The following is an 11,504-nucleotide window of genomic DNA, read 5'->3' on the forward strand; positions in this document are numbered from 1 at the left end:
ATTTAGGAGGAATAGAGAATGAGAGAAGTTGTTATTGTTGAAGCAGTACGTACCCCAGTAGGAAAAAGAAAGGGAGTATTTAGCTCAGTACGTCCCGATGAATTGGCTGCAAAAGTTCTAAGGGAATTGGTGAACCGTGCCGGTATCTCGTCAGGGATTGTTGAAGACGTTATTTTAGGCTGCGTAATGCAAGTGGAAGAGCAAGGACTAAATATTGCACGCAGCGCCGCATTAATGGCCGATTTTCCGATTCACGTTCCAGGAACAACCATTGACCGCCAGTGCGGTTCCAGCCAGCAGGCCATTCATTTTGCTGCACAAGCCATTTTGAGTGGGGACATGGATGTTGTCATTGCCGGCGGAGTGGAAAGCATGACGAGAATCCCTATGGGAGCAACCCGCCGGGAATCGAACTGGAGTGAAGAATTAACATCAAAATATGAAATGATTCATCAAGGCTTATCTGCTGAGCGGATTGCTGAAAAATGGGGTTACACCCGTAGTCAGCTTGATGAATTTTCTCTTGAGAGTCATCGCAGAGCAATTAAAGCTCAAGAGGAAGGGCGATTTGATCGGGAAATTATGCCGATTGAAGTTAACCTTGAGGATGGGTCAACTGTAGTAGTGACTCAGGATGAAGGCCCAAGAAGGGATACTTCATTAGAAAAATTGGCTTCTTTAAAGCCTGCCTTTACGCAGGACGGAAGAATTCATGCCGGTAATTCCAGCCAAATGAGTGATGGTGCTGCAGCAGTTCTATTAATGTCGAGGGAAAAAGCAGAGGAATTAGGTCTAAAACCAAGATTCCGCATTGTTGCCCGTTCCGTTGTGGGCTCCGACCCTACTTTAATGTTGACAGGTCCATCCATTGCTTCGAAAAAAGTGCTTGAAAAAGCTGGCCTTTCAATTGAAGATATGGATACCTATGAAGTAAATGAGGCATTTGCTCCTGTACCAATGCTGTGGATGGATGAACTAAAAGCAGACCCTGCAAAGTTAAATCCAAATGGTGGAGCAATTGCTTTGGGCCATCCACTAGGCGGATCTGGTGCCCGCCTGATGATTACCATGCTGCATGAATTGGAAAGAAGCGGCGGCCGTTATGGCTTACAGGCAATTTGTGAGGGCGGCGGAATGGCGAATGCCACGATTGTTGAAAGAATTAGCTAATCGCTTTCAATAAAACTCCCTGAAGGAGGCTCATGCCACACAGAATGGAATGGGCTATCCTCAGGGTCTTAAACATATTTTTAAAAATTTCAGTTTAATAGAGGAGGAGCATAATATATGAAAATTAACGGCAAAGTAGCTGTTGTAACAGGAGGCGCTTCCGGGCTAGGAGAAGCCACCGTCGAAACGATTGTTGAAAACGGGGGATATGCAGCCATCTTTGATTTGCAGGAAGAAAGAGGCGCCGCATTAGTAGAAAGATTAGGTTCAGACCGTGTTCTTTACGTTAAAACAAATGTTACCAGTGAGGACGATGTGGTCAACGCTATTAACCAGACCATTGAAAAGTTTGGGGCCATTCATGTTGCTGTAAACTGTGCAGGGATTGGTGCGGCCGAGAAAACGGTCGGCAAAGAAAAACCGCATGATCTTGGCGTTTTTACTAGAGTCATACAAGTCAATTTAATTGGAACATTTAACGTGCTTCGTTTAGCTGCGGAAAAAATGACGCAAAATGCTCCAAACGAAGAGGGAGAAAGAGGCGTAATCATTAATACCGCATCAGTAGCTGCATTTGATGGTCAAATGGGCCAAGCAGCTTATAGCGCCTCAAAAGGCGGCATTGTTGGCATGACCCTGCCAATTGCAAGAGATCTATCAAGACATGGCATCAGGGTCTTGACGATTGCTCCAGGGCTTATGGATACGCCATTGTTTGCAGGTGCTCCTGAAAAAGTCCGCCAGGCATTGGGGGCAATGGTTCCGTACCCGCAGCGATTAGGCTACTCATCCGAATATGCTCATTTAGCAAAATGCATCATTGAAAATCCATATTTAAATGGGGAAACGATTCGCCTCGACGGCGCGATTCGGATGCAGCCGAAGTAATAAGCAAAAGAACCTCCAGTTATCGAAACTAGAGGTTTTTTTCATGAATTAAGTGATAAAAAATAGAAAGCGGTCTCCAAAACCTGGAGTCCGCTTATATTCTAGTAGTTTTAGATATTACTTTTCATACTCAATTTTATCTTTTTCAGGATCATAGTGGATATTTCCTGTGACTGGCACCAGGTCACCGGCTTTTGCTTGAACTAGGAATAAGGATGTATTTCCGTAGCGGTGTTCCGCTGTATAGGTGACGGAAGGGTAGAAAGAGCCATCCCATTTATCAAAGGTTTCCATTTTTTTAATAAAGTTCTCCCAACTCAAATCATTTCCTGCTCGCTTTAACCCTTCGACGTATACTTGGGCAGTGGACCATGCTCCTTCAGAGAGAGCTCCAAGCGATTCTTTCCCAAAGTCTTTGGTTACATACTCAACATACTTTTTGACATCAGGGTTATCCATTTGTTCCTCATAGTTAGGATATTGTAGAGAAGATATTATTCCTTCCCAAGCATCTTTCCCAGCTAAATTAAATTGGTTTTTATCTGCGCCGCCAGTTTGTGAAACAATAAATGGGGTGTTCGATGCCCCAATTTTATGCATTTCTTTACGCAATGCCGCTGCTGGCGCAGGAGTTGTATTCATAATGATTACATCTGCTTTTGCCTCTTTCAGCTGCTGTGCCTGTGAGCTAAATTCTTTATCTGTTGCCAAGAAAGGGACTTCTTTTACAATGGAAACTCCAGGATATTTTCCAATATTTTTCTTGATCGCTTCAAGTCCCTGTTTTCCAAAATCATCATTCTGATAGGCAATGGCTATTTTTTTGGCATTCAGCTTATTGACAGAGTAATCTAAAAAGACCTTTGCTTCGACGACATAATTAAATGTTCCGCCAAAAATATTCTTAACTGGAGGATTCACAAATTTATCTGCCCCAGTCCCCAGACCCGTTACCGGTATGCCGGTTTTTTCTAAAAGCTGTAGGGATGCGGCAATATTAGCCGTTCCGATTGGATATATAATAGAGAATACTTTATCCTGTTCTATTAATCTTTGAATACTTTGGAGTGTTTTTGCGGGCTGATATTGATCATCATAGGCGATTAACTTAAGCTTTCTTCCATTTACACCGCCATTATCATTGACATAATTAAAGTATGCTTGAACGCCTCTTCTGACTTTATCATATTCTGCGACTGGCCCCGTTTGTGGACCGGTGAGTCCAACAATTATTTCTTTATCCGTTACTCCTTGAGCCTGTTTCTTGCCGTCTTTTGGGTCGCCCTTAGTTGATTGGTTTTTACTGGTTTGTGCGTTGCATGAAACTAACAAAATAACAGTTAGAATCAAAGCAAGTGCTGATGTCAACTTTTTTTTCACAAAATTTACCCCCAATCAAAGATTCACTTTAAGAGCAAAGAACAAAACACTACTAAAAAAGCGCTTACATTCTTAAAAACTCTCAAGAATAAGTGTAAAGAGATTTGATTTAAATTGCAAGTTAATTATTTAAAAATTAAAATAATTCAAACTAGTATTCAAAAAAAGTAATAAATATCTTATCTCTTATTATTAAATATAGAAAAAGTTAACAAAATCATTGTAAAATCATTATGTTATAATAGTTTTTGTAAAATTAATAATATTTAGAAAAATATGTACAAATATTGCTCTGTACTATATAATCAATACTAAATTGGAAAAAATAGCATTCATGAATTACATACTGAACAGCTGAAAGTTATATTATTGTAAGCGGTTTCTAATTAAACAAAAAATTTAAACGAGGTGACAAAAATTGAATTATGCAGAATTAAGGGATGATTTCTCGTGGGAAAAAGTAGTTAAAACCTATGATTGGAATGTTCATGAAAAGCTTAATATAGCACATGAATGTTGTGATAGGTGGGCGGATGACCCGAATCGTATCGCTATCTATTGGGAGGATGAAAAAGGAAATAAGGATGTCTGGACCTATTTCCGTTTAAAAGAACAATCCAATCGGATGGCGAATGCGCTTCGGTCGCTAGGAGTAAAAAGGGGCGATCGTGTGGCAGGTCTCCTGGGGAAGGACATGGAATTAATTTTGACAGTCCTTGCAACATGGAAAATAGGCGCTATTTATGTTCCAATGTTTACGGCTTTCGGCCCAGAGGCCATTACGTATCGATTAAAAGATGCAGATTGCAAAATTTTAGTAACGAACCAGGAACAGGCCAAAAAAATTGAAGGTCAACAAGTATCCTGTGAGCTTCTATTAACTGATGGTTTATCAGATAATGGATTAACCTTCTGGGAGTTTATTCAACAGTTTTCTGCTGAACATAAAACAGAGCCAACCGCCATGATGGATCCTAGTGTAATCCAATACACATCTGGTTCAACAGGCATGCCAAAAGGTGCCGTTTGGGCTCATAAAATTTTTATCAGCACTTACCCTTACCTTAGATATGCGATGGGTATTGAAAATAATGATAGGTTCATGGGCGGTGCGGATATGGGCTGGGCTTATGGTTTGATGAACTGTACAATTTGCCCATTAAGTCTCGGAATATCCATCGTGGTATATAAAGGTCCTTTCCAGGTTGAAAAATACTATCAATTACTAGAACGATATAAAGTTACAAACTTTGCATATGCCCCAACTGCATACAGAATGATGATGGCAGCTGGTTCTGATTTAGTAAAGAAATATTCATTAAAAGTAAAACAGTTCTCCAGTGCAGGAGAACCATTAAATGCAGAAGTTGTCCGTTTCTTTAAAGATAATTTTGGCCGAGAAATCTATGATCATTACGGATCAACCGAAACAGGGATGATTGTAAACAACTATAACGTCACAGACATGATGGTAAAGCCCGGATCAATGGGTCTGCCGGCTCCTGGCTATAATATTGCTTTATTAGATGAGCAGGGATATCCCGTCGAAGTCGGTGAGGCGGGTCAAATCGCCGTCGATATACATGCATTTCCGTACTTCTTTCTAGGTTATTGGAATGATCCAAAGAAAACGGCAGAAAAAATATCAGGAAATTGGTTTTGGACCGGGGATCTTGCGAGTAAAGATGATGACGGGTATTTTTGGTTCCAAGGCCGAGCCGATGACATCATTTCCAGCGCTGGCTACCGAATTGGTCCTTTTGAAGTGGAGAGCAGCCTATTGGAACATCCAGCCGTTGCAGAAGCTGCTGTTATCGGGAAACCGGATCCTGTTAAAGGAGAAATTGTAAAAGCATATGTAGTTCTTAAATCATCTCATAAATCTTCCTCAGAGTTAGCTGAACAATTAAGTGCTTTCGTAAAAGCAAAGCTATCAAAACATCAATATCCACGAGAAGTTGAATTTGTTGAAACCCTCCCTAAGACACCTAGCGGAAAAATCCAGCGCTATATTTTAAAACAAAGTCTCGAAGCAGCAAATAAATAAGCGGAAGGTGATAAACGTATGCAAATCATTGCCAGCGGCTTAATTTTTGGTTGTATCTATGCATTAGCAGCATTAGGGCTTGTATTAATCTTTAAAACAACCGAAGTTGCAAATTTTGCGCATGGCGAAATGGCCATGATCACAACCTTTATCAGTTATGTCTTTTTATCGAAATATGGATTCCCTTACTTAGCAGCACTTGGTTTAGCGCTTTTATTTGCCTTAGTTTTCGGAATAGTGGTTTATGTGTTGGTTATGAAAAGGGTTCAATCCGCTCCGCATTTAAATCAAGTGGTGCTTACATTAGGACTGTTTATGATATTTAATGGGCTGGCAGGACTTAAATGGGGGTATCAGCCCACTTCGTTCCCAGAGGCCTTCCATGGTGATCCTTTTAAACTTGGCAGTATTTTTATTTCGACCAATGAAATCTTTACGGTTGGGTTAACGTTGGTTCTGATGCTGCTGTTCTTCCTATTATTCCGATTCACAAAAGCTGGCTTGGGGATGCGGGCTGCTTCTCAGGATATTATGGCCTCAGAGCTAATGGGAATTAAGGTTTCCGGCGTTTTTATGGGAGCTTGGGCGATTGGTACTGCACTCGGCGGTATAGCTGGGATGATGACAGCCCCAGTAACTTTTTTAAGTCCAAATATGATGGGAGAGGTTTTGATCATCGCTTTCGCCGGTGCTGTTCTGGGTGGGTTTAATAGCTTGCCAGGTGCGGTTATTGGTGGATTAATCGTTGGGGTATTTGAAAATTTAGTCAGTTATTATGTTGCACCGGAGCTGAAAATTGTCTTTACATTTCTTTTGATTGTTGTGGTGCTGTACATTCGTCCTCAAGGAATATTTGGGGGAGCAAAAATTGTAAAAAAGGTGTGATGTGAATTGAAACAGCTATTTACTAATCGTAAACCTTGGTTATTTTTACTCGTTCTTTTATTCCTTGCTTATCCTTTTATCGTTGGACAATCGGTTTATTTTATTTCTATTTTTGTTATGGTTTGCGTATATGCCATAACCGCGATGGCATTGGATTTATTAATTGGCTTTGGCGGTCAGGTTTCCATCGGCCACGCAGGCTTTTTGTCGGTGGGAGGTTATACAGTTGCCATCCTGACGACTAAATTAGGACTTCCTTTCTTGCTTGTTCTTCCGTTATCAGGAGTGATTACCGGCATCATCGGATTACTTATTGGACTCCCTGCGGTTCGGCTTAGCGGAAACTTTCTTGCCGTCGTATCGTTAGGGTTTGGGTTGTCCATTCCACAGATTGCACTTAACTGGGATTCCCTTACTGGAGGGTATTCCGGTCTTCCTCTTACCCGGCCGGAATGGTTGTCCGCTGATAGTCAATTTATTTACATCATTATTTTAATGACTGTTTTAATCACATGGATCCTCCAGAATATCGTGAAAAGCAGATTGGGCAGGGCTTTTGTCGCCATTCGAGAAAGTGAAGTTGCTGCCCAGGCTACCGGAATTAACGTTCCTTTATACAAAACGCTGATGTTTGTGATTAGTGCTTTTTTTACAGGAATTGCCGGCGGACTTTATGGTTATTGGATTGGGTTCGTCAGCCCGAACGATTTCTCCGTGTTTACGTCATTTTTGTTACTTGGGATGATTGTCATTGGCGGCCTGGCTTCTATTCCGGGTGCCATTATCGGTGCCGTTATCTTTACCGTATTGCCTGAATTAACAAAATCATTAATCGGGTTGACCAATATAATAATTGGTATTGCCATTGTCGGAATCATTCTTTTCCGTCCAAATGGTTTAATATCATTGCTGGAATTATTCAGGATAAAAAAACCAAGCAAAAAAGGAATGGATGAACCGGAAGTTTATCTTTCTGACCTTGAACAAGGAGGTGCTGCCAGGGATGCTAACGTTTAAAGATGTGACCGTAAAATTTGCCGGCGTAACCGCGGTTAAAGATCTTTCTTTTGAAGTGCCTCAGGGAAATATTTATTCAATCATCGGTCCAAATGGCGCTGGTAAAACGACTGTTTTCAATTGCATCAGCCGTTTCTATACACCAGCTGCCGGCACAATCGAATTTAATGGAAAAAATATTTTAAAACTTAAACCCCATCAAGTTATCCATGAGGGGATTGCGAGAAGTTTTCAAAATGTGGAATTGTTTGCGAAAATGACTGTCCTCGATAATTTGCTGGTAGGGCTGCACCCAACCTTGAAAAAGAATATTTTTTCGATTTCGTTAAATTTGCCTTCTGTCAAAAGGTCAGAAAAAGAATCAATTAAAAAAGCTTATGAGGTGATGGAATTACTTTCGATAACCGATTTAGCGAATGAAAAAGTTAGAAATCTCCCATTTGGTTATCAAAAAATGGTGGATATCGGAAGGGCCATCATTTCTTCACCAAAGCTAATCTTACTCGATGAACCGGTGGCTGGGATGAATCCAGTGGAGACTAAAAAAATTAGCGAGCTCATCCTCCGCTTAAAGAAAGAAATGAATTATACAGTCCTTGTGATTGAACATGATATGTCGCTTGTTATGGAAGTGTCAGATTTTGTAACGGTGATGAATTTTGGTCAAAAAATTGCAGAAGGCACCCCCGAAGAAATTCAAAAAAATCCAGTGGTTATTGAAGCTTATTTAGGGGAGGTCGAAGAGAATGCTCAAATTGTCTGATGTGCATGTCTACTATGGCCATGTCCATGCATTAAGAGGCCTGAACATGACGGTTGAGGATGGAAAGATTGTATCTTTGCTAGGGGGGAATGGTGCTGGTAAATCAACAACACTAAAGATGATTTCTAGACTCATTCATCCGAAAAAAGGTTCATATGAAATGGACGGTCAATCGATGTTAAAAGATAGCCCAAGCAAAGTTGTCAAGAAAGGAATTATTCACTGTCCTGAAAACAGAAGGGTTTTCCCATTATTAACAGTGGAGGAAAATTTAAAAATTGGCGCCTATAGCCGCAAAGATAAAAATGTTAAAGAGGATTTAGAAAAGGTATTTTTATATTTTCCAAGGTTAAAAGAAAGGGTCAAACAAAAAGCGGGAACACTAAGTGGCGGAGAACAGCAAATGCTCGCGATTGGAAGATCGCTAATGGGGAAGCCGAAGATTCTTCTATTGGATGAACCGTCCTTGGGTATTGCCCCTATTCTTGTGAAAGAAATTTTTGAAATCATCAAAAGAATCAACAAAGATGGCACCTCTATTTTGCTGGTGGAACAAAATGCCAATATGGCACTTGGGATTTCTGATTATGCGTATGTATTGGAAAACGGACATATTGCTTTGGAAGGACATTCCAAGGATTTAAGAAATAATGATGAAGTCCGCCGACTCTATCTAGGCGGGTAAAAAAATTGGAGCATCATAAATGCAGAATGTAATGAAAAGAGGGAAAAAAATGCAGACTACTACAAAAATTGTTGTCACACAAGATGACATCGACCAGCTAGGTCATGTCAATTACCTGAAATATATTCTTTTTTTAGAAAAAGGGGTCGGAGAATGGTACAAACAGGCTGGGGTAAATTTTAAGGAGTTAAGGAAACAAGATCTCGGTACGGTCGTCCTCAAATTTGATGTCTCTTACCATAAGGAAGCTAGATTGGGAGATACTTTGAGTGTTACAACAACTTTAATGAATGTGGGCAACAAAAGTTTTACTGTAAAACAAGAGATTTATAATCAAGACGATATTCTAATTACCGAATCAACGAAAACATTTGTGATGTTCAATACGGCGACAAGAAAAGGTGTACCCGTGATCCATGAGATTGCCCGTTACTTCAAGTGTGCTAGATCATAATGAAACATTAGTTTGAACAGCTCATTCTTATGCAAGTGCAGGTTAAAAACGTAAGGCTTCTTGACATGCATATTATTAGTTTTGTTATGTGCAATTTCCCTATTAAGGAGGAATATCAATGGTCAAAAAAGGCTTTACTTTATTCACCGCTTTTATGATGGTGTTTCTATTAGTGGCTTGCAACGGGGAAAAAACAAGTTCAAACAATGCAACTGGTGGAAAAGATAGCAATGAACTAGCTCAAGGGGTTACAAAGAACGAAATCCTGGTTGGTCATTCAGCACCGCAAACGGGACCTGTAGCTGTATATGATACGTTCCGAAAGGGTATGGATACCTATTTTCAGTATATAAATGAAACCGGTGGAATAAATGGCCGGAAAATAAAGTTAATTGCTTACGATGACCAATATCAGCCAACAAAAGCTTCACAGAATGCAAAGAAACTTGTTGAGGAAGATAAAGTATTTGCCGTCATTGGAAATCAGGGCTCTGCCGCCAACCTTGCAGCAAAAGACTACTATATAAATAAAGGTGTTCCAGTCATTTTACCAGGGACTGGATTAAAGGGATTTGTCGATCCACCAGTAAAGAATTGGATGGGGGCAACCATGATGAACTATGAAGTGGAAGCCCAAATAATGTTGAATTATGCTGTCAACGAGCTGGGTGCAAAGAAAATAGCCATCGCTTATCAAAATGATGACTTTGGCAAAGCCCCTTATAACAAGATAAAAGAAATGATTAAAACCTATCCGGGTGTTGAACTTGTCGCTGAAGTGACCTATCTTCCAGCTGACACGGAATTCAGTGCCCAGGCTCAAAAACTTCAACAAGCCAAACCAGATACCATCTTTAATTTTGGTGTGATGAGTCCTGTCGTCAATTTGAAAAAAGCAATGTATAAAATCGGTCTAGATAAGGCTAATTACATTGTTTCCTCCATTGCTGGCGGGGATACCCATGCATTCCAATTGGCTGGAGGCGACGTTTGGGAAGGAACCTACAGCGGTGGGATTCTGATTAGTTTGGATGATGAAAATAATGAAAAAATTAAACTGTTCAAAGAAAGATTTAAAAAATCGTATCCAAATGAGCAGGCAACTAATTTTGTAGAAAGCGGTTGGTCGGCTGCACAAGTATTCGTTGAAGCATTAAAAAGAACCGGTGATAATCTTACCTGGGATAATTTTCTGAAATCCTTCAATACATTCGATAACTGGGATGGTTCTATGTATGCGGGGGTATCTTTTTCCGAAAAGAACCATTATGGAATTACGAAAATGTACATGACCAAAGCCGATAATGGAAAAATTCAACAAATATCTGATTCCATCGAGTTTAATCCTGAAACAGGAAAAATTTCCTTACCCAAAAAATAACTTATGAAATTAAAATTCTTAAATAAAATTTGATAGGTGGTACGAATGAAGAAAAATATAATGCCGGAGTGCCTCCTGCCACTGAGTGGAGCAGTTAATTTCCGCGATATGGGCGGACTGGCAACAAAGGATGGCAGAAAAGTAAAAAAAGGGCTCTTCTTTCGAGCAGCAGAATTAACCGGATTAACTGACGAAGATGTAAGTTTATTAGAAACCCTTCAATTAAAACGAGTGTTTGATTATCGCAGACAAAAAGAGGCGGAACGGAAGCCCGATCCGCCTCTAGGGTCTGCCATACTTGAGCGGGTTTCTGCGATTAGCGAAGAAAATATTGCCACAAATATGTTTGTGAAAGATGACGGATTTAATGCGGACTATTACCGTCAATTCACAGTTGAAAGATTTATAAAGATTTACACTGAGATGCCAATACAGAATCCTTCTTACAAAAGATTAATGATGCTATTAAAAAGCCCGGAAGAAAACTTGCCGCTTGTCCACCATTGTACGGGCGGCCGTGACCGAACGGGTGTAGGTGCCATGTTAATATTGATGACAATGGGGGTACCCTATGAAACTGTATTAGAAGATTACTTACTTTCAAATCTAACATTAGCTGAACGTCATCAAACCATTTTTGAAAAAGCATCGCAATATTTTACTCCAGAAGAATATAAACAATTAATAAATGCTTTTCCACTAAGAGAAGACTATCTTCATGCTGCCTATAACGCGATATTAAGGAATTATGGTGATTTTGACACGTATATTGCAGAGGAATTCGGGATATCCGAAGAGGTTAGGGAAAACATTAAAAATTATTGTTTAGAATAG

The 11,504-nt window shown here is 40.0% G+C and carries 11 protein-coding genes; 10 read left to right on the forward strand and 1 reads right to left on the reverse strand.

The window, feature by feature from the left end; translation table 11 throughout:
• The first annotated feature begins 18 nt into the window (after positions 1 to 18).
• Positions 19 to 1,170, forward strand: a complete 1,152-nt coding sequence (locus tag V5M37_RS11930; protein WP_423802111.1) for a thiolase family protein — start codon at positions 19 to 21, stop codon at positions 1,168 to 1,170.
• A 117-nt stretch (positions 1,171 to 1,287) separates the two neighbouring features.
• Positions 1,288 to 2,058: a 3-hydroxyacyl-CoA dehydrogenase gene (locus V5M37_RS11935; protein ID WP_378581556.1), complete on the forward strand. Its 771-nt coding sequence runs from the start codon at positions 1,288 to 1,290 to the stop codon at positions 2,056 to 2,058.
• Positions 2,059 to 2,175: 117 nt separating this feature from the next.
• Here the strand turns inward: V5M37_RS11935 and V5M37_RS11940 are convergent, their stop codons facing one another.
• The gene (locus V5M37_RS11940; RefSeq protein WP_423802112.1) at positions 2,176 to 3,438 is read right to left on the reverse strand and encodes an ABC transporter substrate-binding protein; all 1,263 of its coding nucleotides are present in this window, start codon (positions 3,436 to 3,438) and stop codon (positions 2,176 to 2,178) included.
• Positions 3,439 to 3,856: 418 nt separating this feature from the next.
• Between V5M37_RS11940 and V5M37_RS11945 the strand changes: the two genes are divergently transcribed.
• From V5M37_RS11945 to V5M37_RS11980, 8 genes are all read left to right on the forward strand, one after another.
• On the forward strand, positions 3,857 to 5,485 hold the full coding sequence (locus tag V5M37_RS11945) for an acyl-CoA synthetase (protein ID WP_423802113.1): 1,629 nt from the start codon (positions 3,857 to 3,859) through the stop codon (positions 5,483 to 5,485).
• Between the two features lie 18 nt (positions 5,486 to 5,503).
• Positions 5,504 to 6,370, forward strand: coding sequence for a branched-chain amino acid ABC transporter permease (locus tag V5M37_RS11950; protein WP_213115902.1), 867 nt, complete (start codon positions 5,504 to 5,506; stop codon positions 6,368 to 6,370).
• Between the two features lie 6 nt (positions 6,371 to 6,376).
• Positions 6,377 to 7,387 (forward strand): branched-chain amino acid ABC transporter permease, encoded by a 1,011-nt coding sequence (locus V5M37_RS11955; protein ID WP_423802114.1) that lies wholly within the window; start codon positions 6,377 to 6,379, stop codon positions 7,385 to 7,387.
• Positions 7,374 to 8,150, forward strand: a complete 777-nt coding sequence (locus V5M37_RS11960; protein WP_423802115.1) for an ABC transporter ATP-binding protein — start codon at positions 7,374 to 7,376, stop codon at positions 8,148 to 8,150. The genes V5M37_RS11955 and V5M37_RS11960 overlap by 14 nt, the downstream gene beginning before the upstream one ends.
• Positions 8,134 to 8,835, forward strand: a complete 702-nt coding sequence (locus V5M37_RS11965; RefSeq protein ID WP_423802116.1) for an ABC transporter ATP-binding protein — start codon at positions 8,134 to 8,136, stop codon at positions 8,833 to 8,835. The genes V5M37_RS11960 and V5M37_RS11965 overlap by 17 nt, the downstream gene beginning before the upstream one ends.
• Before the next feature lie 49 nt (positions 8,836 to 8,884).
• Positions 8,885 to 9,289, forward strand: coding sequence for an acyl-CoA thioesterase (locus V5M37_RS11970; protein ID WP_423802117.1), 405 nt, complete (start codon positions 8,885 to 8,887; stop codon positions 9,287 to 9,289).
• Between the two features lie 118 nt (positions 9,290 to 9,407).
• Positions 9,408 to 10,670, forward strand: coding sequence for an ABC transporter substrate-binding protein (locus tag V5M37_RS11975; RefSeq protein WP_423802118.1), 1,263 nt, complete (start codon positions 9,408 to 9,410; stop codon positions 10,668 to 10,670).
• 45 nt (positions 10,671 to 10,715) lie between these two features.
• A complete protein-coding gene (locus tag V5M37_RS11980; protein WP_423802119.1) occupies positions 10,716 to 11,504 on the forward strand; it encodes a tyrosine-protein phosphatase in 789 nt (262 codons plus the stop codon).

The organism is Neobacillus sp. SAB-20_R2A (assembly GCF_049568635.1).
Classification (GTDB): domain Bacteria; phylum Bacillota; class Bacilli; order Bacillales; family Cytobacillaceae; genus Neobacillus; species Neobacillus citreus.

What these genes read in the sequence shown, in the direction of transcription:
- V5M37_RS11930 (WP_423802111.1), top strand. Translation starts at nt 19, where the DNA reads ATGAGAGAAGTTGTTATTGTTGAAGCAGTACGTACCCCAGTAGGAAAA.
- V5M37_RS11935 (WP_378581556.1), top strand. Translation starts at nt 1,288, where the DNA reads ATGAAAATTAACGGCAAAGTAGCTGTTGTAACAGGAGGCGCTTCCGGG.
- V5M37_RS11950 (WP_213115902.1), top strand. Translation starts at nt 5,504, where the DNA reads ATGCAAATCATTGCCAGCGGCTTAATTTTTGGTTGTATCTATGCATTA.
- V5M37_RS11960 (WP_423802115.1), top strand. Translation starts at nt 7,374, where the DNA reads ATGCTAACGTTTAAAGATGTGACCGTAAAATTTGCCGGCGTAACCGCG.
- V5M37_RS11965 (WP_423802116.1), top strand. Translation starts at nt 8,134, where the DNA reads ATGCTCAAATTGTCTGATGTGCATGTCTACTATGGCCATGTCCATGCA.
- V5M37_RS11970 (WP_423802117.1), top strand. Translation starts at nt 8,885, where the DNA reads ATGCAGACTACTACAAAAATTGTTGTCACACAAGATGACATCGACCAG.
- V5M37_RS11975 (WP_423802118.1), top strand. Translation starts at nt 9,408, where the DNA reads ATGGTCAAAAAAGGCTTTACTTTATTCACCGCTTTTATGATGGTGTTT.
- V5M37_RS11980 (WP_423802119.1), top strand. Translation starts at nt 10,716, where the DNA reads ATGAAGAAAAATATAATGCCGGAGTGCCTCCTGCCACTGAGTGGAGCA.